At 68.9% G+C, this 21,996-nt stretch carries 17 protein-coding genes; 6 read left to right on the top strand and 11 right to left on the bottom strand.

Annotated elements, in window-relative coordinates; genetic code table 11:
- Positions 1–46: 46 nt before the first annotated feature.
- The 3 genes from ABZZ74_RS34975 to ABZZ74_RS34985 are packed head-to-tail and all read right to left on the bottom strand — an operon-like array spanning position 47 to position 3,757.
- Positions 47–1,087: an ABC transporter permease gene (locus ABZZ74_RS34975; protein ID WP_356771951.1), complete on the bottom strand. Its 1,041-nt coding sequence runs from the start codon at positions 1,085–1,087 to the stop codon at positions 47–49.
- Positions 1,080–2,645 carry a sugar ABC transporter ATP-binding protein gene (locus ABZZ74_RS34980; RefSeq protein WP_356771953.1) on the bottom strand — a complete coding sequence of 522 codons (1,566 nt, stop codon included), beginning with the start codon at positions 2,643–2,645 and terminating at the stop codon, positions 1,080–1,082. Before ABZZ74_RS34980 ends, ABZZ74_RS34975 begins: the two co-directional genes overlap by 8 nt.
- A 47-nt stretch (positions 2,646–2,692) precedes the next feature.
- On the bottom strand, positions 2,693–3,757 hold the full coding sequence (locus ABZZ74_RS34985; RefSeq protein WP_356771955.1) for a sugar ABC transporter substrate-binding protein: 1,065 nt from the start codon (positions 3,755–3,757) through the stop codon (positions 2,693–2,695).
- Between the two features lie 340 nt (positions 3,758–4,097).
- On the opposite strand from ABZZ74_RS34985, the gene ABZZ74_RS34990 reads away from it, so the two are divergent.
- Complete coding sequence (locus ABZZ74_RS34990; RefSeq protein WP_356771957.1) at positions 4,098–4,622, top strand: pyridoxamine 5'-phosphate oxidase family protein; 525 nt, start codon at positions 4,098–4,100, stop codon at positions 4,620–4,622.
- An 8-nt stretch (positions 4,623–4,630) separates the two neighbouring features.
- Here the strand turns inward: ABZZ74_RS34990 and ABZZ74_RS34995 are convergent, their stop codons facing one another.
- The gene (locus tag ABZZ74_RS34995) at positions 4,631–4,762 is read right to left on the bottom strand and encodes a hypothetical protein (protein WP_356771959.1); all 132 of its coding nucleotides are present in this window, start codon (positions 4,760–4,762) and stop codon (positions 4,631–4,633) included.
- A gap of 90 nt (positions 4,763–4,852) precedes the next feature.
- Here ABZZ74_RS34995 and ABZZ74_RS35000 point away from each other — a divergent pair, with 90 nt between their 5' ends.
- Complete coding sequence (locus ABZZ74_RS35000; protein ID WP_356771961.1) at positions 4,853–4,996, top strand: hypothetical protein; 144 nt, start codon at positions 4,853–4,855, stop codon at positions 4,994–4,996.
- Between the two features lie 138 nt (positions 4,997–5,134).
- On the opposite strand, the gene ABZZ74_RS35005 is transcribed toward ABZZ74_RS35000, so the two are convergent.
- On the bottom strand, positions 5,135–6,451 hold the full coding sequence (locus tag ABZZ74_RS35005; protein WP_356771991.1) for a ferredoxin reductase family protein: 1,317 nt from the start codon (positions 6,449–6,451) through the stop codon (positions 5,135–5,137).
- Between the two features lie 201 nt (positions 6,452–6,652).
- Here ABZZ74_RS35005 and ABZZ74_RS35010 point away from each other — a divergent pair, with 201 nt between their 5' ends.
- Positions 6,653–7,660 (top strand): LacI family DNA-binding transcriptional regulator, encoded by a 1,008-nt coding sequence (locus ABZZ74_RS35010; RefSeq protein WP_356771963.1) that lies wholly within the window; start codon positions 6,653–6,655, stop codon positions 7,658–7,660.
- A 15-nt stretch (positions 7,661–7,675) separates the two neighbouring features.
- On the opposite strand, the gene ABZZ74_RS35015 is transcribed toward ABZZ74_RS35010, so the two are convergent.
- Positions 7,676–8,581: an expansin EXLX1 family cellulose-binding protein gene (locus ABZZ74_RS35015; RefSeq protein ID WP_356771965.1), complete on the bottom strand. Its 906-nt coding sequence runs from the start codon at positions 8,579–8,581 to the stop codon at positions 7,676–7,678.
- 278 nt (positions 8,582–8,859) lie between these two features.
- Here ABZZ74_RS35015 and mgrA point away from each other — a divergent pair, with 278 nt between their 5' ends.
- Entirely contained in the window at positions 8,860–9,903 is a 1,044-nt protein-coding gene (gene mgrA, locus ABZZ74_RS35020; RefSeq protein ID WP_356771967.1) for an L-glyceraldehyde 3-phosphate reductase, read from the top strand.
- 48 nt (positions 9,904–9,951) lie between these two features.
- Here mgrA and ABZZ74_RS35025 read toward each other — a convergent pair whose 3' ends face one another.
- The 5 genes from ABZZ74_RS35025 to ABZZ74_RS35045 all read right to left on the bottom strand — a co-directional run bounded on the left by ABZZ74_RS35025 (position 9,952) and on the right by ABZZ74_RS35045 (position 18,624).
- The gene (locus tag ABZZ74_RS35025) at positions 9,952–12,126 is read right to left on the bottom strand and encodes a DUF4157 domain-containing protein (protein WP_356771969.1); all 2,175 of its coding nucleotides are present in this window, start codon (positions 12,124–12,126) and stop codon (positions 9,952–9,954) included.
- A 368-nt stretch (positions 12,127–12,494) separates the two neighbouring features.
- On the bottom strand, positions 12,495–14,948 hold the full coding sequence (locus ABZZ74_RS35030) for a SpoIIE family protein phosphatase (RefSeq protein WP_356771971.1): 2,454 nt from the start codon (positions 14,946–14,948) through the stop codon (positions 12,495–12,497).
- 182 nt (positions 14,949–15,130) lie between these two features.
- Positions 15,131–15,304, bottom strand: a complete 174-nt coding sequence (locus ABZZ74_RS35035; protein ID WP_356771973.1) for a hypothetical protein — start codon at positions 15,302–15,304, stop codon at positions 15,131–15,133.
- Positions 15,305–15,622: 318 nt separating this feature from the next.
- Positions 15,623–16,474 (bottom strand): hypothetical protein, encoded by an 852-nt coding sequence (locus ABZZ74_RS35040; protein WP_356771975.1) that lies wholly within the window; start codon positions 16,472–16,474, stop codon positions 15,623–15,625.
- A 413-nt stretch (positions 16,475–16,887) separates the two neighbouring features.
- On the bottom strand, positions 16,888–18,624 hold the full coding sequence (locus ABZZ74_RS35045) for a glycoside hydrolase family 6 protein (protein WP_356771977.1): 1,737 nt from the start codon (positions 18,622–18,624) through the stop codon (positions 16,888–16,890).
- A 729-nt stretch (positions 18,625–19,353) separates the two neighbouring features.
- Here ABZZ74_RS35045 and ABZZ74_RS35050 point away from each other — a divergent pair.
- Together ABZZ74_RS35050 and ABZZ74_RS35055 are read left to right on the top strand one after the other, a co-directional pair.
- The gene (locus tag ABZZ74_RS35050) at positions 19,354–20,478 is read left to right on the top strand and encodes a cellulose binding domain-containing protein (protein ID WP_356771979.1); all 1,125 of its coding nucleotides are present in this window, start codon (positions 19,354–19,356) and stop codon (positions 20,476–20,478) included.
- Positions 20,479–20,705: 227 nt separating this feature from the next.
- Positions 20,706–21,728 carry a LacI family DNA-binding transcriptional regulator gene (locus tag ABZZ74_RS35055; RefSeq protein WP_356771981.1) on the top strand — a complete coding sequence of 341 codons (1,023 nt, stop codon included), beginning with the start codon at positions 20,706–20,708 and terminating at the stop codon, positions 21,726–21,728.
- The last annotated feature ends 268 nt before the right edge of the window (positions 21,729–21,996 follow it).

A 21,996-nucleotide genomic window follows, 5' to 3' on the forward strand; every position in this document is an offset into this window, starting at 1 on the left:
AGACGTGAACGCGGCGGAGGTCGGGCGGCCGAACGGGCCGCCCGGGTCACTCCTGGACCTTGCCGCCGGTGATGCGGGAGATGGCGAGGGCGACCAGGATGATCAGGCCGTTGAGGGCGCCGATCCACTGGGCCGGGACACCGGCCAGCGTCAGCACGTTCTGGATCATGAAGAGCAGCAGGATGCCGCAGAACGCGCCGAACATGGTGCCCTTGCCGCCGTTGAGGCTGATGCCTCCGATGACGGCGGCGGCGAAGACGGTGAAGATGTAGCCGTTGCCCTGCGCGGAGGCGACCGAGGCCAGACGTCCGGAGAGCAACAGCCCGGCGAGGGCGGCGAGCACGCTGCCGGTGACGATGACGATCCACAGCACCCGGTCGGTGCGGATGCCGGCCGCCTTCGCGGCGTCGACGTTGCCGCCGATGGCGTACAGCGAGCGGCCGAAGCTGGTCCAGCCGAGCACGACGATCGCGACGGCGAACAGGGCCAGGCAGATCCAGATGGAGGCGGGCATGCCGAACCATTCGGTGGTACCGGCGTAGAGCATCGACTGCGGCAGCTGGAAGAAGGTCTGGCCGCCGGAGATGCCGGTGAGGATGCCGCGCAGCACGATCAGCATGCCGAGCGTGACGATGAAGCCGTTGAGGCCGAAGCGGATGATCAGCAGCGAGTTGATCACGCCCACGAGCGCGCCCACGGCGAGGGTGATGGGGACCGCCCAGGCGCCGGGGAGCAGACCGAGTCCGTGTCCGGCGCCGGCCGGGACGACCAGCCAGGCCGCGACGCCGGGCGCCAGGCCCATCGTGGACTCCAGGGACAGGTCCATCTTCTTGACGATCAGGATCATCGTCTGGGCGAGGACCAGCAGGGCCATCTCGGACATGGTCTGCAGGACGTTGATGAGGTTGTCGGCCTGCAGGAAGACCGGGTTGACGATCTGGCCCACGATCGCGATGACGACGATCGCCGGGACGAGCGCCAGATCGCGAAGCCGAGCCAGGGGGATCCGGCCGCCGAGCAGCGCGGTGCGCTTCCGCCCGGGGTCGACGGACTGGGCGGCGGCGTCCGCGAGGACGGTGTCAGGCATCGAGGTCCACTCCTTCCATCGCGGCCACGAGGTCGTGGTCGTGCCAGCCGCGGGGTATCTCGGTCGTGACCCGGCCCTGGAACATCACCAGGATCCGGTCGCACATGCGCAGGTCATCGAGTTCGTCGGAGGCGATGAGCACTCCGGTGCCGGACTCGGCGGTCTCCTCGACCTTGCCGAGGAGGAACTCCTTGGAGCGCACGTCCACGCCGGCGGTCGGATTGATCAGGACGAGCAGTCGGGGGTCGTCGGCCAGGGCGCGCGCCATGACGACCTTCTGCTGGTTGCCGCCGGACAGGGCGGAGACGGGCAGCTCCGGTCCGGGGGTCTTGATCGCCAGGTTCTCGATCAGGCCCTCGGCGAGCCGGTCCCGGCGGCCGCGGCTGAGGAAGCCGTTCTTCCTGAGCCGCTTGGGCACGGACAGGGTCGCGTTGTCGGCGATCGACATGTCCGGCACGAAACCCTGGTGGTGCCGGTCCTGCGGGACGAACCCGGCGCCGGCCGCGAGCGCGGCGGGCACGCTTCCCGGCCGGGGCCGGCGCCCGGCGATCTCCAGCTCCCCGGTCGCCGCTGCCCGCAGTCCTACGACGGTCTCGGCGACCTCCGTCCGTCCGCTGGCGGCGGCACCCGCCAGGCCGACGATCTCACCGGCGCCCACCTGGAAGGTGACGTCGGTGTAGGTGACGTCGCTGCCCAGGGCGTGTACGGACAGCGCGGGTGCGGCACTCTCGTCCAGGCTGCCGGCGCGCTCCTGCCGCCGGTCGGCCGCGGCTTCACCGGTCATGGCCGCGACCAGCTCGGCGCGAGGCAGTTCGGCGACCGGCGCGGTCACGATGTGCCGGGCATCGCGGAACACCGTCACCATGTCGCAGATCTCGTAGACCTCCTGAAGGTGGTGACTGATGAACAGGAAGGTCACGCCCTGGCGTTGCAGGTCGCGGATGCGGTCGAAGAGCCGGTTGATGGCCGCCGCGTCGAGCTGTGCGGTGGGCTCGTCGAGGATGATGAACCGGGCCCCGAAGGACAGCGCCCGGGCGATCTCGACGAACTGTCGCTGCTCCACGCTGAGTTCGCCGGCCGGGGACTGCGGGTCGACGTCCACCGACCAGGCCGCCAGCAGCTCCCGCGCCCGGTGGCGGACGCCGGTCCAGCTGATCAGCCGGTTGCGGCCGTGGTGGTGACGGTTCAGGAAGAGATTCTCGGCGACGGTCAGCGTGGGGATGATCGTCGACTTCTGGTACACACAGGCCACGCGCCGGCGCCAGGCGTCGCGGTCGCTGAGCCGTGGTGCCGGGTCGCCGCCGAAAGTGACCGTGCCCTCGTCGGGGGCCTGCAGGCCCGTCAGGACGGACACCAGGGTCGACTTGCCGGCGCCGTTGCGGCCGACGAGCGCGTGGGTCTCGCCGGGCCTGATGGTGATCCGGGCTCCGTTGAGGGCAACCGTCGGACCGAATCGTTTGACTATGCCCGCCGCCTCGACGACGGGCGGGGCCGCGGAGGCCCGCCCGTCGTCCGCCGGGGCGGGCGCGGGGGTGACAGTACGCTCCCCGTCGCTCATCTCAACCGCCTTGTACTGGATAGCCGTTGGGTCCCTGGGAAGGCAGGTCAGCCGAGGTTGTTGCCCCACAGCGCGGTGTCGTCGCTCTTGACGCTGGCCACGCCGCCGTAGGTGCCGCCGTCGGCGGTGACCAGGGGAGCGGAGAGCTGATCCTCCAGCAGACCGTCACGGACCTTGATGATCGTGCTGTCGTGGTCGGTCTTGCCCGGCTTGAACGTCTTCCCGTCGATCGCGGCCTTCAGGTAGTACAGGGCGTACTTGGCGTACAGGTCGGCCGGCTGGGAGACGGTGGCGTCGATCTTGCCCGCGGCGATGTCCTTGAGCTCCTCGGGGATACCGTCGTTGGACACGATGAAGACGTGCTTCTTGTCCTTCGGACCCACCAGCAGGTTCTTCTGCTTGAGCACCTGCAGTGTGCCGGACAGGCCGAAACTGGACTCCATGTAGACGCCCTTGATGTCCGGGTTGGCGGTGAGGTCCGTCTGCAACTTCTGCGCCGCGACGGCGCCGTCCCAGTTCGTGGCCTCGCCGAACACCTTGATGCCGGGGTAGTTCTTCTTTATGCAGTCGTTGAACGCCTCCGTGCGGTCACGGCCGTTGATCGAGTCGAGGCCGCCCTCCAGCATGACGACCTTGCCCTTGCCGCCGAGCTTCGTGCCGAGGAACTGGCAGGCCTTCTCGCCGTAGGCGCGGTTGTCGGCCCGTACCACCATGAACACCTTGCCGCTGTCGGGACGGGTGTCGACGGTGACGACGGGGATCTTCTTCGCCTCCAGCTGGGCCAGGGTCGGCGCGATCGCCGCGGTGTCCTGCGGCGCCATGGCTATGCCCTTGACGCCCTGGCTGATGAACGTCTGTGCGTTGGCGGTGAGCTTGGCGACGTCGTTCTGGGAGTTCGTGGTCTTGAGGGACAGGCCGAGCTGCTTGGCGAAGTCGGGCGTGTACTTGATGTACGAGTTCCAGAAGTCGGTGTCGGACCGCGGGTAGTCGACGCCCACGAGCGGCTTGTCGCTCGACGAGGCGGAGCTGCCGGAGCCGCCGCTGCACGCGCTGAGCAGCGTCAGTGCGCAGACGACGGACGCGGTGGAGCTGAGTGCGGTTCTGAGTCTCATGGGTACTTCCTCGCGCTTGTCCCGGAGGCGGGGTTGTTACGCCGGTGCGACGATTGGGTGTCGCTGGTAGAGAGATGGGATGTTTATAGGATGGGGGCGGCGGGGTTGTCTAGGGGTGGGACGAAGAACGGGAGGAGTCCGCGGAAAGTGATGCCGCGAAGAGAGAGTGACATGGGATGTTGCTGTCAGATCCATCCCATCAATGTTGCCCATCCGTGATGGGATGTCTCTTGCGTCGAGATCGCGACCGATGAGTTTCGTCGCGAACCCGGGTCATCACCAGGAGACGGCGCCGGCTCGCCGGCGTCCACGGCTGGACATTCCTGACAGGGGCCACACCATGCTGACCAGCGAACCAGATGTCTTCCTGGGACCCTTCTCGTCCCCAAGCGCGCGAGCCACACCGTGGGAATCGGCGATGGCGGTCATCGCTGAGGCGGAAGTGTTCTGGCTGTCCACGGTGCGGCCTGACGGGCGACCGCACGTGACCCCACTGCTGGCTGTATGGAGTCTGGGCGGACCGTGCTTCACCACCGGCGCCCAGGAGCGCAAGGCGCACAATCTCGAACGCAATCCCCGCTGTGTGCTGACGACCGGTACGAATGCCTTGACCGGTGTGGACGTCGTCATCGAGGGCGCCGCACACACAGTGGACGGGCGCCCCGAGCGTGAACAGGCCGCTGCGGATTTCGAGCGCAAGTACGGCACGCATCTGACCAGCCCGGAGGGCACCTGGTACGGGTTGGGCGAGGCCGTCGTCGCCGGCGACGTCAGGCTGTATCGAGTCGAGCCGGCTGTGGGATTCGCCTTCGGCAAGCTTCCGACATTCAGCGAGACCCGCTACACATGGCCGCGGCAGCGATGAACATGCCTTCACATCAGCGAAAGATCCAAAGTGTCCTGTACGACCTTGTCGACGAGGGAGCCGAAGCCGGCCTGGAGCTCGCCGTCCACGACCGCGGCGCTCTTGTCGCCGACGCGGTCGCCGGCATCGCCACGATGCATCGGTCCGGCCGATCTCACCGACTGGCCGCAGGTCTGCCGCGCGATCGCCGACGCCGAGCCGCCGTGGCGCCCGGGGACACCGGCAAACCGATGCGGCAGCTCCTTCGCCAGTGGATCACCGCGCCCCTGCGCATCGACGGCGATCTCTACTTCGGTGTGCCCAGCACCGACCTGCCCCGCTTGGCGCGACTCGACACCTTCACCGCGCGTGGAGCCGCTGCCATGAACGGCTAGCCACTCGGCCGCATAGGCGCTCAGCAGAACGAAGACACCACCACGTTCGGCTGGGTGGGCGGGGGCGGCAGCTGCGTCTATGCCGACCACTCGGGCTTGACTGTCGACACGAGGGACGTCCTTGATCCCACCTGCGCCTCAGGCCAGGCCGAACCTCTCCGCGTGCACCTGCCGTCGGGAAACCCCCAGCGTGCGCAGCGTACTGAGTACGGTCGACGTCATCGCCGGCGGTCCGCAGACGTACACGTCGCGTTCGGCCACGTCCGGGACCAGGGCCCGCAGACCGTCCGGCTCGAAGGGCGACGCCCCCTCGCCCCTCCGGCCGGTGAGCAGGTGCAGCCGACCGCCGCGGCGGGCCACCAGCGTACGCACCTCGTCGACCAGGACCGCGGCGCTCTCACTCCGCACGCGGTACAGCACGACGACATCACCGGCCGACTCCTCCTCCAGCAGCGCGCGGATGGGCGTGATACCGACGCCTCCGGCGATCAGCAACGCACCGGACCGCGTTCGGTGCAGTGACGTGAACGCCCCGTACGGGCCCTCGACGAAGGCGCGGCTGCCGATCTCGAGGTGTCGCAGTCCGGCGCTGGTGCTGCCGAGCGCCTTGGCCGTCAGGCGCAGCGTCCTGCCGTCGGGCGCTGCCGACAGCGAGAACGGATTGGCCAGCCACCAGGGGTTGTGCCCGGAGAACCGCCAGATGCAGAACTGCCCGGCACGGACCGGCAGTCGGTCGAGATGGCGGCCGGTGACGTGGACCGAAACCACGTTGTCGGATTCCACCACCACCGCGGCGACCTCGAAGCGGTGATAGACGTTGCGCCACAGAGGCATGACGACCCGCCCCGCGATCAGGGCACCGAAGGCGAACAGCCACAGGGCCCACCAGTAGATCTCCGCGAACGCGGAGGACTTGAACGTCGTGGTCTCCCGCAACTGGTGCACGAACGCCAGCCCCAACGCCACGTACAGCAGCAGGTGCAGGCCGTGCCAGACTTCGTAGGGCAGCCGCCGTCTCACGTAGCGGGCGGAGACCACGGCGATCACCATGACGATCGCCGCCGCACACATCCCCAGCAGGGAGGCCGGCACGTCGGCCAGCGAGGAGAACGTCTTCGGTACCGACGTGCCACTCAGTTTCGCGTAGCCCAGCACCACCAGGACGGCGTGGGCGAGGATGGTCCACAGCAGGGTGAAGCCGACCCATCGGTGCCACAGCGTCAACCGGTCCATGCCGATGCGGCGGTCGAGCCACGGCAGCCGTGCCACCAGCAGCAGCTGGAACAGCATCAGTACGGCGGCGTGCAGGCCGAAGAACTTGGCTACCGTGAGCACTCCGTTCTGACCGGTCCCTGCCGTGAGGAAGAGCACCTCGACGATCACCAAGTTGACGACGGCGAAAGTCCACAGCGCCCGACGCGCCGCAACGACCGGAGATGTGGTGCTTCGCCGCACCCGCGTATATGTCGCTTCCACCGAGTCCTCTTCATGTCCTGGTGACGTTGCTCACGCTTGAGCCCCGTCCACCGGCAGCCGGAGCCGTCGCCGGGCACGCTGACTGATTAAGCTCTTAACCACAAGGCGTCACAGGGCAGTTGGGAACGTGGGGTCCGTATGACGAGTTCGCGTGTCTGGCGACGTCCTACGCTGGACGCCGTGGCCGCCCGGGCCGGCGTGTCCACGGCCACGGTGTCCAACGCACTCAACGGCACCGGCCGACTCTCCGAGGCGACCAGGCAACGCGTCCTGGCCGCAGCGGGCGAACTCGGCTACGCCCCCGCCAGCACCGCCCGCGCCCTGGCCCGCGGCGCCACCGGGGTGCTCGGCCTGACCATGACCACGTACGGCGACCTGCCCGTCTCCTACACCGAGATCCCGTTCTACGCACACCTCGTGCTGGCTGCCATGGCGGCGGCACACCAACGCGGTTACCTGCTCCAGGTGATGCCGAACTCGATGTCGCCGTGGATGTGGCTGAACACCCCGATGGACGGCGTCATCCACGTCGGCCCACGCGCGGACGACCGCGTGCGTTCCCTGCTGCGCGAGCGCGGCATCCCCATGGTCTGCGAAGGCCGGCCGCCCGAAGCGCATTGGTGCGACGCATGGGTCGACGCCGATCACGACACAGGTCTGCGGCTCCTGCTCGACCACCTCGTGGACTCCGGTGCCCGGAGGATCGGGCTCACCCTGCCCGTGCACGACGACGCGTACCCGCACCTGATCGCCGACGCCTACCGGACCTGGTGCGCCGAACAGGACATGCACGTCCTGGTGGAGGAGTACGCGTCGATGCCCGACTACTTCACGGCGGAACAGGAGGCGGTCGCCCGGCTGCTCGACCACGATCCGAGACCGGACGCCGTCATCGGCGCCTACTCCGACTCCGGCCACAACATCCTGGCCGCCGCGCGCCACCACGGCCTTCGGGTACCGCGGGATCTCCTGGTGGCCTGCGTCAGCGAGGACCCCGACTACGCCACGACCACACCACCCGTCACCACGCTCAGCCTCCGCCCGGACCGCACCGGCGACGCGGCGGTCGACCTGCTGATCGCCGTCATCAACGGCCGCGCCGGTGTGGACCGGCGTCGGCTCGTACAGCCGGTGCTGATCCCTCGCCGATCCACACGGAGCCCGGCGAGGGACACACGACGACCGTAGCTGTGGCCCGTGTGCTCAGTGCCGGGCGAACTGCACCTGGGTGGGCTGCACGACGTTCGGCTTCACGGCGAGGCCGCTGATGGTCAGTTGCTGGCCGTAGATGTCCGTGATCCTTATGGAGCTGCCGCATCCGGCGCCGTCGGCGGAGAGGAAGTAGTTGTAGCTGGTCCGCGGCAGCCGCCGCCAGCCGCTCCCGGTCCGTACCTCCAGTCCCGTCACCGGGTTGCGGTGGTCTATGACCTGGATGCCGCACCAGTAGGCGCTGGACCCCGTCTTGTACCGGATGGAGATGGTGCCGATCGAGCTGGGGCTCACCAGGCTCCAGGTGATCGCGAGCCGGCCGACCCGGAGATCGGCGAGTTTGGCGAAGGCCTGCTGGCTGAGGTCGAGTTGTCCGGGAGCGCAGGGCAGCGGGCATTCATTGGTGATCCGTACGGTGATGGACCTGCCGTTGGCCGCGCGCACGAGCACGTACGCGCCGCACGCCCTGGACGTTTCGTAGTCGGTGGTGTTCATCGCCGCGATCATGAGGTCGGGGCTCGGGCCGAACAGACAGGCACCGTCTCCGTCCTTGGCCTCGTAGGCGGTGGCTACTCCCTTGTAGGAGGTCCCGGGCTGGATCCGCCCCGCCGACGACGTAGTGGCGGCCGTCCTGCGCGGTGCCGGCGGGGTGACCTTGGCCGACTTCCGTGCGGCGGGGGTGGACGCGGAAGCTGTCGGCTTGGGCGTGCCGGTCGGGGAAGCAGTACTGGCCGACGCGTCAGGCGTGCCGGTCTCAGCCGCGGTGGTGGATCTGACCGCAGGGGTCGCGACCGGCGTGGCCGCGGCGGTGACCGCATCGGCCTGTCTGTCCGGGACCAGCCCCATGACGAGGTAGGCGAGAACGCCGGCGACGCCCACCCCCACCGTTGCGCCCAGCACGAGCCTGCGTCTCTGCCTGCGCCGCCGCGCGGCCTGCCTCGCTGTCTGCATTGTCTGCCTGTCCGTTCGGGAGAGCGATCTGATGGTGCACACTTCAGTGACCGCCCGAGGCGAAAAGGTTGCCGGACCCGTGGACGCCCCGCCTGAGCGGATTCAGAATCGACGCTGCTGAATCCGATGCGCGGGAAGGGTTGGACTTCTCGATCACGGCGGAGGAAGGTGGGCACGGTTCCCGCCCCCCGGGGCATCCCGCATCGCACCACCCGGAGACCATCCCGATGAACCACGTGGCGAACCCCGAGCGCTACGACGGCCCCATGCGTTACCGGCGCACCGGACGCTCGGGACTCGACCTGCCCGTCCTGTCCCTCGGCTACTGGCACAACTTCGGTGACGACCGCCCCTTCGAAGTGCAGCGTGAGATCGCTCTGCGCGCCTTCGACCTCGGGGTCACCCACCACGACCTGGCCAACAACTACGGGCCGCCCTACGGCTCCGCCGAGCGCAACTTCGGGCGTCTGCTCAAGCAGGACCTCGCGCCGTACCGCGACGAGCTCGTGATCTCCACCAAGGCCGGCTGGGACATGTGGCCCGGACCCTACGGCCAGGGCGGTGGCTCGCGGAAGTACCTGCTGGCCTCGCTGGACCAGTCCCTGCAGCGGATGGGTCTGGACTACGTCGACATCTTCTACTCCCACCGGCTGGACGCGAGCACGCCCCTCGAGGAGACGATGGGCGCGCTCGACACCGCGGTCCGTCAGGGCAAAGCCCTCTACGTCGGCATCTCCTCCTACGACGCCGACCGCACTCGGCAGGCGGCCGCGATCCTCCGGGACCTGGGCACTCCCCTACTCATTCACCAGCCGTCGTACAGCATGCTCAACCGCTGGATCGAGACGGACGGGCTGCTCGACGCGGCGCAGGAGGAGGGCGTCGGCGTCATCGGCTTCACCGCGCTCGCGCAGGGCCTGCTGACCGGCCGCTACCTCGACGGGATCCCCGAGGGTTCGCGCGCGTCGCGCGGCACGTCCTTGGACGCCGCCTGGCTGACCGACGACATGCGCGAGCGTCTGAACGCCCTCAATGACATCGCCGGACGCCGTGGCCAGACCCTGGCCCAGATGTCCTTGGCCTGGGCCCTGCGCGACCCGCGTGTCACCTCCCTCGTCATCGGCGCTTCCAGCACCGAGCAGCTGGAGCAGAACGTGGCCGCCCTCGACCACCTCGATTTCACCGCCGAGGAACTGGCCGAGATCGACAAGTACGCCACCGACGGCGGGGTGGATCTCTGGCGCGACGCCCGACTGGGAAACCTGGGCTGACGCTACCGGCTCCCGTACCAGGGCCTGGGCGGCCCGATGGTCGTCACGTCAGGATTCCTGACGCGCCCGTGGACCGACCAGGCCCTGGTACAGAAGCCGCCGCTCTTCGGAGCCGTCGTCGGTCGCCGCCAGCGCGGCATCCCACTCCCTCTTGATCTCGTCGAGGAAGGCGCGCCAGTCTCCGCCGGCATGGGCGTTGCCCATCTCCGCGAGTTCGACCAGGCGTTCGTTCTTGCCCAGCCCGCCCGAGCCGACCTTGTCGCCCTTGTGGCCGTGCAGGACCGACTCAGGGTTCGCGGTGGCCTCGGTGGAGCGGAAGTCGTGCTGGTAGCCCACCGGACTGGAGGCATGCGGGGCGAGGGTCTCGATGCCGATCTGCAGCGAACCGTCCTTCCTCGTCGTCGGACGGTGGTAGACCAGCAGCATGTGGCCGTGCGACCCGTTCGGAAGCACGACATCGCCGTTCCAGTCCTTGGAGCCGAGACCCCCGCCGGAGATGTTCTGTCCCCACAGGTCCGGACGGTCGGCGCCGACGGACACCATGTTGGTGAGTGACGCCAGGGGGCCGCCCTTCTCCTTGAACGTGCCGGACTTGCCGTCCTTGTTGGCCGTGATGGCGGTGCGGTGCGTGGCGAAGCCGCGGTCGATGACGTCACCGGCGCGGGTGTTCGTGCGGTCGTCCTGGGTCACCCCCAGGAAGTGCGGGAGCGAGTAGGCCGGTTCGTCCGCGGAGCCGAGGGCGGGAATGCGGATGTTCACGCGCCCGCCGTGGGCGAGGGCGCGGATGACGTCCTTTTCGTAGTCGGCCACGTGCGCGCCGGCTTTCGGGTCGTACAGCTTGAGCCCGTTCTGCAGGATGAGCAGCACCTTGGTGAGCATCTCGCGGGCCCGAGCGTCCTGCGCCACGACGTTCGGTGCCGTGCTCCGGCCCTTGCCCTTGCTGGTCGTGGGGCCCGTCTCGGGGATGCCGTCCGGGTGCAGGCGCTCGGGCGCGATCCCGGCCGGGTGCAGGGTGTCGATGGCCGTGTCCCGGATCTGCTGGTCCCGTTCTCGTTCCAGGGTCTGCTTCTCCTGCGGCGAGGTGCTGGGAGCCTGGGTGAGCATGAACCTGCCGAGCGTGTAATCGGGGGAGATCGGCCTGTCTTTGCCCGCGCCGCGCACGGCGGGGTGGTTGGCGCGGACGGCCAAGGTGGCCGTGAGCACGCGCTTGCCCGCGGGCAGGGTCAGCCAGTCGTCGAAGCGGCCCTTGGTGTAGTTCTCGGCCTGCTCGTAGGTGCCGATGCCCACAGCGTCGAGCCACTGCGGATTGACCTGTGAGAGATGCCTGATGTCGTCCAGGTCCTGATCGCTGAACGCCTCGCCACGCATCACACGCCGGTCCAGGGTCTTCCTGAGCCGAGACGTCCCCTGGGGCATCCATTGCTCGGGCCACCAGGTCCCCGGCGCGAACACGTTCTTCTTCATCTTGGCCTGGACCGTATGCTGCTCGATCGACTGGCTCAGGCGGGCGATGGCCTCCGCTCCGTTGGCCTGCTGCTCGGCCTCCTGGGTGACAGGCTCTTCGACCGAAGTGCTCCCGTGCGTCCGCTGGACGGACGCCGGACCGGTGTGCGACTGCGTGTGGCCGTGTCCCGCGTGGCCGTACTCGGCCGGCACACGCTGGACGGGCGCGGGGGCTCCCATGACCTGGTCGGCCACGCTGACCGCCCGGCGCTCACCCGCGTCGCCTTCCGCCGAGATACGCAGACCTGCGCCGTTGTCGGTGCCCGGAACAGGTCCCGCCGCCTGGTCGAGTGTGTGCGCCAACTCGTGCGCCCAGTCCTTCTTCGACATCCCGCCGCCGTCGACGACGTGGGCGCCGCTGGTGAACGCCTTCGCCTCGACGGCGGCGGCAGCGCGCTGCGCCACCGGCCCGTCGTGCACCCGTACGCCACTGAAGTCGGCACCGCCGAACCGTGCCTCCATCTCACCGCGCAGCGTGGGGTCGAGCGGGTGCGCCGACGACCGCAGGCTTTCGTCGACCGCGGTCCGCTGTACCTGCGCGCGGTCGGCGGTCGCGGCCTCCGGGCCGACTCCGCCGGACGACGGGGTGATCCCGTCCGCGGCCGCACGCTGCAGATGCCTCACCCATGCGCTGCTCATGGTGGTCGGCGGCTGCGACCGGCGCGCCGTGCCCGATGTCCGCTCGCCGGCCTTCTGGTGCTCCCGATCGACAGAGCGCACAGGAGATCCTCCTTGGCAACTAGGGTGCCGTGTCTAGTTGTTGTACGTGAAACTTGCCGTTAAGGGGGAGGACTTAAGGGGCAGTGTTCGTTGCCCCCGAGGCCTCACCGTCGTCCTCCCCCTGCTTTCCCAACACGCGAACGACGGCGGCGTTCCCCGCCGTCTGCTGGAGATGGGCCAGGCGAGCTGCCACGGATGTCTCCGGAGTGGAGCGCGCAGGTCTGCTGCGGCCACCAGACGACCTCGCGGGCTCCGCTCCGGAGTCGGCCATCGAACGGTCCATGGCCACAGTCTTCAGTGCTCCGCGGCTCCACGTTCACCCGGTGGTCGCCTTTTCGCCTTGTTCCGCGAAGTGCTTGTTCGTCTCCTCAGCCCGATCCGGGCTGGGGGAGGGACTGCGCGCACCAGATGGTCTTGCCGTGAGGGGTGTGCCGGGTGCCCCATCCCTGGGTGAGCTGGGCGACGAGCAGCAGGCCGCGCCCGCCCTCGTCGAAGGCGCGGGCCCGGCGCAGATGCGGGGCGGTGTTGCTGCAGTCCGAGACCTCGCAGATCAGGGCGGTGTCACGGATCAGTCGCAGCCTGATCGGGGGCTCGCCGTATCTGATGGCGTTGGTGACCAGCTCGCTGACGACCAGCTCGGTGACGAAGGCCGCCTCCTCCAGGCCCCAGGCCTCCACCTGGTCGATGGCGACCTTCCTGACGCGCGGCACCTGTGCGAAGTCCGGCTCGACATCCCAGTCGGCCACGTGCTGGGGATCCAGGGCGCGGGTGCGAGCGAGCAGCACGGCGGCGTCGTCGGTGCGGCGGTCGGGAAGGGTGGTGTGCAGCACCGTGTCGCACAAGGCGTCGAGAGAGCTCGCCGTGGGGTCCATGACCCGCAGCAGCTCGTCGATCCCCTGGTCGACGTCGCGTACGCGGCTTTCGACCAGCCCGTCGGTGTAGAGGGCGAGCAGGCTCCCCTCGGGGAGTTCGATCTCGGTCGACTCGAACGGCAGCCCGCCGATGCCCAGCGGAGGGCCCGGTTGTGCGGACACGGTGGTCCTGGTTCCGTCCGGGGAGAGGATCAGCGGAAGCGGATGTCCCGCGCTGGCCAGCGTCAGCCGGCGCGTGACCGGATCGTAGACGGTGTACAGACAGGTGGCACCCGTCTCTCCGGTCGTCTGGAAATGGCTGGTCGGCTGGAGGTCGCTGGCGAGGTGGAGGACCAGGTCGTCGAGGTGGGTCAGCAGCTCGTCGGGCGGCAGGTCGACGTCGGCCAGGGTGCGGACCGCTGTGCGGAGTCTGCCCATGCTGGCCGAGGCGTGCAGGCCGTGGCCGACGACGTCGCCGACGATCAGCGCGACCCTGGCTCCGGACAGGGGGATGACGTCGAACCAGTCACCGCCGACTTCCGCGCCGGTGCCCGCGGGAAGGTAGCGCGATGCGACCTCGACCGCCTCCTGGTTGGGCAACCCCTGCGGCAGCAGGCTGCGTTGCAGCGTCAGTGCGGTGGTGCGCTCGCGTGAGTACCGGCGGGCGTTGTCGATGGCGACCGCTGCCTTGGCCGTCAGCTCTTCGGCCAGGATCAGGTCGTCCGCGGTGAACGCCTCCGGCCGGTCCGTGCGGGAGAACGTCACCACTCCGAGCAGTGCCCCGCGCGCCCGCAGCGGCACCGTGATCCGACCGGTCAGTCCGTTCTCGGCGAGAGAGGCGTCGATCAGCGGATTGCCCGGCGGCCAGTGGGCCGGGTCGGCGGCGAGACCGGGCCCGAAGGCCCATTCGCCGCCCGGACCGGGCTCGCCTGCGAGCTCGACCTGGGAGGTGCCCGCGGCCATGCAGCGGGCGGCGACGGAGTCGAGGGCGAGGGTGACGGGTGTTGGATGTCCGATGTGCCCATCGCTGCCGTCACCGGCACTGTGCCGGGCGGCGCGGCTGAGCGTGAGGCTCTCCCCGCTGGTGATCAGCGATGCGGAGGGCGGTTCCTCTCCGCGCAGCACCTCGTCGAACAGGTCCACGGTCACGAGGTCCGTGAAGCCGGGTACGGAGCTCCTCGCCAGCTCCTGGGCCGTTCCGATCACGTCGAGCGTCCGGCCGATGTCCCGGCCGGCTTCGTTGAGCATGAGCAGCCGCTGCCGGGCCCAGTACTCGGCGCTCATGTCGAATCCCCAGTTGGCGACCGCGCGGACCTTGCCCTCGGCATCCCGGACGGGCCAGATGCTGGTGGCCCAGGCATTGGCGTAGTTGCTGCCCAGTGGACGGAAGACGGTGATCAGGCGTGCGGGCCGGCCCGTCCTGGCCACCTCGGCGAGCTTGTCGGTGTAGGGCTTGTCGTCCCGTTCGGGAAACAGCGAACGGTCGAATTCGGGAAGCACCTCGCGGTACTTCTTGCCGAGCACCTGTTCCTCGGAGTGCGCGATGACCCGGCCCGAGGAGGCGTTGATCCACAGGAACCGTAGTGCGGGGTCGTAGGCGCCCAGAGCGAAGGGGCACTGCTCGAAGGCCCGGTCGGCGATGACCGGCCGCCGGTCCCACCGCTGCACGGTCATCACCCGGCCCTGCGCCTGCCCGTGAGAGCCGAGCAGCGGCTGGACCGTCACCACGGCGTCCACCGACGCGCCGTCCCGGTGACGCAGGGTGATGGGGCCGGCGGGGGTGGCGCCGGTGCCGGGACTGTCGAGGAGACCGGCTGGCGGAGGGTCGGCCAGCAGGTCCGTCACGGGCCGTCCGACGGTGTCCTCGGCCGTCCAGCCCAGCAGGTGAAGCGCTCCTTCGCTCCAGCCGCTCACCCGGCCGTCCGGGTCGACCATGACGACGGCAGTCGGAGCGTCCTGTGGGTCGGTCATGTCCACGCGCCACACCTCCGTCCGGACCGTGGTGCCCGCGAGGGCACGTCTCCAGAGGCCGTTTTCCAGCCTAGAGGCACTCTTGCCGCACGGCGTTCCGACCGGTCCGAACGGGCCGCGCGGGCCGGTCGCGGCCGCGGCTGGACGCGCTCGACAGGGGCTTCCCGGAGGCAAGGGCCCCGTCAGGCCCCTCGCCGACCCTCCTCATCGTCGGTGCCGACCTGTACGGGCGCGGCCACGATGGGTGACGTGATCAGGGCGAGGCGCTGGGCGGCCGTGCCGAGGAGGTCCAGGTCCGCGCCGAAGAGTTTCAGGAAGAGTTCGTCCGCGGAAATAGCCGGTGCGCACCCAGGCACCCTGTCACGCTGGACGCCTTCGGCCTGCGTATCGAGTCAGTGCTGCGTCTGCTCGGCAGGGTGGGCCTGACGCTGCTACTCGGCGCGGCCGGGGCTCGGGTTGGAACAGTGATGCGAAGTCTGCTTCCCGAGTCGGTTGGGTGATCACGTTGAATCCACATTGCTGGTTGATTGGGGGCACCCGGCGTGCCGTGAGTTTCGCCCACTGCGCCGCCCTCACCCGTGGGACGGCGAATCACGTCGCCCCACGGGTGAGGGGGATATCAACCGGCGGCCGTGTCCGGCGAGGGGCGGGACCACGGGCGCGGCACAGTTCGGCTACCGGACGTCGACGTAGTCGCCGGCCGCCGTCGAGGCGCCGGTCGTGGGATTGGTGGCGAAGGAGAAGCGGTAGTAGCCGTCGGCCTTGGCGGGGGTGGTGGCCTTCAGTGAGCCGCCGGTCCCGCTCGTGACCTTCTTGAGGGTGGTGTAGGTGTTGCTTCCCTTCTTGCGGTACTGCAGCAGCACCGGCTGCCCCGCGTAACCGGCGTACGTGCCGTTGTTCCAGTTGGCGCGCTTGAGGCTGCCGGTGACCGTGATCGTCCTGCCCTTCTTCACGGGCTCCGGGGCGGCGTCGGCGGTGAGCTTGGACGCCTTCTTGATCCGGGTGGTGGCGACGTCGTCGTTGTAGCTGGCGTTCGCGTAGAGGTCGTATCCGCCCAGGAACAGTTTCCAGGTGCCCGCGACACCGTTGTTCTTCAGGTCCGACGCGGCGTTGATGTGGAAGACCGCCGTGCAGGCGTAGACGCCGGTCCGCGTCGTCGACTCGGTGCAGACGGGGTCGTCGTCGGTGCCCAGGGAGCCGGTGATGGTGTCCGTGTTCGAGCTGTCGGTGCCCTGCCACAGAAAGGCTTCCGTGAGCGCGACGCCGCTCGAACTGGTCGCCGTGTAGGTCACGGTGACGGATTTTCTGGTCGTGGTGCCCAGAACGATGTCCTTACCGCCGTTGATGACAGCGTGGGTGAAACTGATGTTGCCCAGCGAGGTCTCGGGGTGAACGGAGTGTGCGGCGAAGGAGCGGAGCTTCGCCGTCGTGTCCGTATGTTCCGCCGCCTGCGCGGCTACCGGGAAGCAGATCGCGGACAGAGCGACGGCGCTGGGCAGGACGATCGATATGGCATGTGTACGCATGTGAGTCCCCGTCAGGTCGATGGTGTACCCGCCGGAGGTCTCCGAGCAGGAATGCCGAGCGCGTGCGGCACACGGGTCTCGTGCAGCACGCCGGTCTCGTCTGCGAACGGTACGTCGCGGGGTCGGGGGCTCCGCATCGGTGGAATCACGGAGTTCACCACTGATGTCTGTCGCTGGCCTCGGAACGGCAGCGGGGGGATTTCCGGACTGTGTGGGGGGCACGGCCCGTCCCCTCATCAGCGCGCTCGGGCACCCCCTGGACGCGGGTGCCGGAGCGTTGTACGGCCAGGTGCGGAAGCCGGCGTCCCGTGGGGGAGCCCGCCCGCGGAGTCGGCGGGAAACGGGACGCGGCGGACGACCCGCCGGGCCGGTCCTCCCGAGAGACCGCCCGGCGGGCGTACCGCGTCAGGTGGCTATGGCAGCGGCGGGTAGGCGTTCTGCATCAGTTGCCGGAACTGGGCGGAGAACCAGTGTCCGGCCAGTGGCGCGTTCGCCAGGGCGCCGGTGGGGTTGTTGCCGTTGAGGACGTTGCCGCCGTAGGTGGGGTCGCACATGCGGTCAAAGCCCTTGCCCTCGTCGTTGGAGACGGCGGTGCTGGAGCCGTCGGACTCGCCCGGGGGCTTGACCCACACGTAGGCGTCGATACCGGCGGCCGGGGCTGCCGTGGGTCGTTCACCGAGTCCGGCGCCGCTCTGGTTGCACCAGTTGCCGGCGTGGATGCGCCGGTCGATGCGACTGCCGTTGACGTAGTCGTCGACGGAGGTCGTCGGGCCGGGGCCGGTCGGCCGGGCGGAGCCGCCCCAGCCGTTGCGGGAGGTGTCGATCAGCATGCCCAGGCCTGAGTTGAACCCGGCCGCGACCAGCTTGTCCCGCAGGGCGAGCGCGTACGACTGCTCGTCCACGTACTGGTTCCAGTCGACCCACTTCGACTGGCGGACCGTCTGGCCGTTCACCGTGTCGGTGACCTTGAAGTAAGGCTCTTTGACGGGGCTGTAGTTGGCGGTGTTGGTGATGAATCCGGCCACGTCGTTCAGGCTCGCGCCGTTGGTCGTGGCGACCTTCGCGAACTCCTGCACGGCCGGGCCGAGGTTGCTGTCCCAGCCGAGCCAGCCGTGGTGGCCGGCGTCGATGTAGTTGTAGACGTTCGGAATGGCGCCGAGCTTGTCCAGGGCGTAGGAGACGCCCTTCTCGTAGTTGCCGTTGTTCTTCATGGTGACGCAGGCCGCGGTTGTGCTGTTGGTACCACCGGCGTTGGTGACCAGGTTGGGCAGCGAGTCGGGCTCGATGACGGTGGCGATCCGCAGAGCCGCGTACTTCGGGTCGGAGAGGATCGAGGCGATGGGGTCGATGTACTGGCTCTTGTACTTGTCGATGTCGTCCGGACCGAGTTCGCCGTTGGAGGCGAGGGCGGCGCAGTCACGGCCGGGCAGGTCATAGATCACCAGCTCGATGACCAGGTCGCCGGAGCCCTTCTGCCGCAGCGCCTCGTCGAGGTGCGCGCGCAGGCCCATGCCGCCGTTCACGCCGTTGATCGCGGCGATGCGGTCGAGCCAGACGGCGGTGGACTGCTGGGCCACACGGCTGCCGCCCGGCTCGGCGGCGGCCTCGGCCGACCACTCGGGGTTCACATACCCCTTGGCCCCCACATAGGGATTGTCGACCCGGCTGCCTGTGCCGCCACCGGTACCGCCGCCCGTACCGCCACCGCTACCGCCGCCCGATCCGCTGCCGTCGTCGACATTGCAGGTGACACCGTCGAGGGTGAAGGTGGTGGGCACGGCGTTGGTGCCGCTGTAGGAGCCGTTGAAGCCGAAGCTCACCGAACCGCCGTTGGCGAGCGCGCCGTTGTAGCTCTCGTTGGCGGCGGTGACGCCGGCACCGCTCTGGGTGATCTTCGCGTTCCAGCCGCTGGTGACCTTCTGATCACCGGCGTACGACCACTTCAGGGTCCAACTCGATTTGGCCGCCGCGTTGTTGGTGATCGTGACGGCGGTGGTGAAGCCGGTGTCCCACTGGTTCTGCACCTTGTAGTCCACCGTGCAGGGGACCGAGGCGGTGGCGGCACCGGCGGGAGACGTGAGAAGTGCCGTCCCTGAGGTGCCGGCGGCCAGCGCCAGCGCGGCGACGAGACACATTCTGGTACGACTCATGAGTGCGGGTTCCTTCTGCTTCGGGGGTTGTTCACTGCCTGAGCACAGGTACGTGGTCACTCAGGTCCCTGACGTTCGCTGCGAACTCAGGGGCGCCCCGGGGCGAAAGCGCGTGGCAGCTGCCTAAAACTGCTGAACGCGGGGGTGTCGCATGAGCGACTCCGTGCGCCTCGGGGGCGTCGATACAGACGCGTCGAGTGATGGAATCGCTCCCACTGGTGCAACGGACCGTAGCGCCAACGCGACGGATTGCACAGGGTCGGTGCTTCATTTTTCTCAACGGGTTCAGTTCGCGTCATTCAACTTCTTGACGTCTTGACCTATCCGACGTCCGTCCCCACTATTGGGAGCGCTCCCACTGGTTCATGCCTTGACCCCCCTCGAGCCGCACTCCGGCAAGGAGGAACCAGCACCATGGATCCCGAACGCAGACGCAGGGCCGTGCGCCGGCTCTGGGCGACCTCTGCTGCGACCCCGGACCGGGCGGACATCGCTCCGGCCGTTGACTCGTGCGCGGAGCTTCTCGAATGACCCCCCGCTGAGGCTTCGTGTGCGCGACCCCGTCGCCGGGTGACGGGGTCACCCGGCCGGGCGGCCCTCGCCCCCCAGGGGCCGTCCGGCTGCATTGTCAGGAGCATGATGATCGCATGCCCTGCGAGTCCGATTTTGGGAGCGCTCCCAAGATGAGGCGCTCTCGCTACGCCCCCGACCTTCTGGCGGAGGATCCGCATGCAACTCTTGAACCCCCACAGCAGGGCACGGGCCCTGCTCGGCGCGCTGCTCACCCCACTCCTCGCGCTGACGGCCCTTCTCGCCACCGCTCCGCCGTCGCACGCCGACACGACCATCTGCGATCAGTTCGGCTCCACCACGATCCAGGGCCGTTACGTCGTCCAGAACAACCGCTGGGGTACCAGCGCCACACAGTGCATCAGCGTCAACGACTCCGGCTTCCGGATCGTCCAGGCCGACGGCTCGGTCCCGACCAACGGCGGTCCGAAGTCCTACCCGTCGGTGTTCAACGGCTGTCACTACACCAACTGCTCACCCGGCACCAACCTCCCCGCCCGGCTGAGTTCCATCTCGAGCGCGCCCACCAGCATCTCCTACAGCTACGTGAGCAACGCGGTCTACGACGCCGCCTACGACATCTGGCTGGACCCCACGCCCCGAACCGACGGCGTGAACCGCACCGAGATCATGGTGTGGCTCAACCATGTCGGGTCGGTGCAGCCGGTCGGCTCACAGGTGGGCACCGCCTCCGTCGCCGGGCGTTCGTGGCAGGTGTGGTCCGGCAACAACGGCTCCAACGACGTGCTGTCGTTCGTCGCGCCGTCGGCGATCGGCAGCTGGAGCTTCGACGTGATGGACTTCCTCCGGCAGGCCGTCTCGCGTGGACTGGCGCAGGACAACTGGTATCTGACGAGCGTTCAGGCAGGCTTCGAGCAGTGGCAGAACGGCATGGGGCTGGCGGTGACGTCGTTCTCCTCGAGCGTGAACACCGGCGGCGGCACGCCTGGCGGTCCGGGTGGCTCCTCTGCCTGCAAGGTGGCCTACGGCACGAACGTGTGGCAGGGCGGTTTCACTGCCGACGTCACCGTGACCAACGCGGGGACGTCCCCCGTCGACAACTGGAAACTCGGGTTCACACTGCCCTCCGGACAGAGGATCACGAGTGCCTGGAGCGCCGACCTCTCCGCGTCGTCTGGAGCGATGACGGCCGGCGGTATGGCGTACAACGCGACCATCCCACCGGGCGGCCAGGTCTCCTTCGGATTCCAGGGCACCTACGACGGCACCTTCTCCAAACCGGCCGGCTTCACTCTGAACGGCACGTCCTGCACCACCGGCTGAAGGCGCCCGAGGCCACCCGCACGGTCCTGTTCCCTCTCCGATCGCCCACCGAGTGGATACGGGCCGTCGTCTCGTGTCGAAGCTGAGCCGAGACTCGCCGGCCGCCCGACTGCGAGAGACCTCGCCGGGGCTCGCGGTCTTCGAGCCGAGTCGGCCGATCATCTGCTCCAGTCGCATGCCCCTCTCCCCGGGGTCGTAAGATCGGTGATCTCGTGGGGGAGGTGGTCATGGCCAAGCGACGCCCTGGGGCGCCGACGCTGGAGGAGGTGGCCGCCCACGCAGGGGTGGGGCGGGGCACGGTCTCCCGGGTCGTCAACAATGCGGCCGGCGTGAAGGAGTCGACGCGCCGGGCCGTGCAGCGCGCGATCGAGGAGTTGGGATACGTGCCCAATCTCGCGGCCCGGTCGCTGGCCGGGCGGCGCGCCGACGCCGTGGCCCTCGTCCTGACGGAGCCGGACTGGAGGATGTTCGCGGAGCCGTTCTTCTCGGAGATCGTCAGCTCGCTCGGTGACGCGTTGGCGGACACCGGTGTGCAACTGCTGCTGACGCTGGTCCGCTCGGAGGAGGAGCGCCGCCGCTTCCTGGAGTACGCGCGCGGCGGCCGGGTCGACGGAGTCCTGATGATGTCCGTGCACGCCGGCGATCAGCTGCCGGACATGCTCGCCGAGGCGCGGTTGCCGACCGTGTTGCTGGGGCGCCGCTCGGCCGACGAGCACGTCAGTTACGTGGACGCGGACAATGTCGGCGGCGCTCGCGGCGCCGTCTCCTATCTGCTGAAGGAGGGGCGCAGAGCGATCGCCACCATCACGGGACCGCTGGACATGTACGTCGCGCAGTGCCGATTGCGCGGCTATCAGGACGCCCTGGCGTCGGCCGGTCTGGAGAACGGGCGGTCGTGGGTGGCCGAAAGCGACTTCACCGAGGACAGCGGACGCCGTGCCATGGCGGAACTCCTGGAACGCCATCCGGAGATCGACGGCGTCCTCGCGGCGTCGGACACCACGGCGGCAGGAGCTCTGCAGGCGCTGCGCGTCGCGGGACGGCAGGTGCCCGACGACGTGGCGGTGATCGGTTTCGACGACTTTCCGCTGGCTCAGTGCACCGAACCACGCCTGACCACGGTCCGTCAGCCCTTGGGAGAGATGGGGCGGGCCATGATCAGGCTGCTCCTGGAGGAGATGGAGGAGCCGTTCGTGGCATGGCGCCACGTCATCCTCCGTACGGAACTCGTGGTCCGCGAATCGGCCTGACGGCGTCCGGTCCCTGCGGGCCGAGGGCTCTGACGTCCGGCGAATGTAGGGCGAACCGATTCGACGCAAGCGCTTCGACGGACTGCCACGACCGGCGTTGCCCTGGGCAGTCCTTGCCGCGAAGCGCAAACTGTTCCAACTCCCGTTCAGGGGCGATCGATTAGCCGAGCAGCGTACCCTCCGGCGCTCCATGATCCGAGGCCGTGCGACATCGTCCCTGCTCGTCGGTGTGACGGAGGGGCATTCCCAAGGTCGTGGCTCGGCCGCC

Source organism: Streptomyces sp. NPDC006476, from assembly GCF_040612015.1.
Taxonomy (GTDB): Bacteria; Actinomycetota; Actinomycetes; order Streptomycetales; family Streptomycetaceae; genus Streptomyces; species Streptomyces griseorubiginosus_B.

Bases quoted from the DNA above. Each gene is read 5' to 3' on its own strand.
- ABZZ74_RS34975 (WP_356771951.1), bottom strand. From the start codon at position 1,087: ATGCCTGACACCGTCCTCGCGGACGCCGCCGCCCAGTCCGTCGACCCC.
- ABZZ74_RS34980 (WP_356771953.1), bottom strand. From the start codon at position 2,645: ATGAGCGACGGGGAGCGTACTGTCACCCCCGCGCCCGCCCCGGCGGAC.
- ABZZ74_RS34985 (WP_356771955.1), bottom strand. From the start codon at position 3,757: ATGAGACTCAGAACCGCACTCAGCTCCACCGCGTCCGTCGTCTGCGCA.
- ABZZ74_RS34990 (WP_356771957.1), top strand. From the start codon at position 4,098: ATGCTGACCAGCGAACCAGATGTCTTCCTGGGACCCTTCTCGTCCCCA.
- ABZZ74_RS34995 (WP_356771959.1), bottom strand. From the start codon at position 4,762: ATGCATCGTGGCGATGCCGGCGACCGCGTCGGCGACAAGAGCGCCGCG.
- ABZZ74_RS35000 (WP_356771961.1), top strand. From the start codon at position 4,853: ATGCGGCAGCTCCTTCGCCAGTGGATCACCGCGCCCCTGCGCATCGAC.
- mgrA (WP_356771967.1), top strand. From the start codon at position 8,860: ATGAACCACGTGGCGAACCCCGAGCGCTACGACGGCCCCATGCGTTAC.
- ABZZ74_RS35030 (WP_356771971.1), bottom strand. From the start codon at position 14,948: ATGACCGACCCACAGGACGCTCCGACTGCCGTCGTCATGGTCGACCCG.
- ABZZ74_RS35040 (WP_356771975.1), bottom strand. From the start codon at position 16,474: ATGCGTACACATGCCATATCGATCGTCCTGCCCAGCGCCGTCGCTCTG.
- ABZZ74_RS35045 (WP_356771977.1), bottom strand. From the start codon at position 18,624: ATGAGTCGTACCAGAATGTGTCTCGTCGCCGCGCTGGCGCTGGCCGCC.
- ABZZ74_RS35050 (WP_356771979.1), top strand. From the start codon at position 19,354: ATGCAACTCTTGAACCCCCACAGCAGGGCACGGGCCCTGCTCGGCGCG.
- ABZZ74_RS35055 (WP_356771981.1), top strand. From the start codon at position 20,706: ATGGCCAAGCGACGCCCTGGGGCGCCGACGCTGGAGGAGGTGGCCGCC.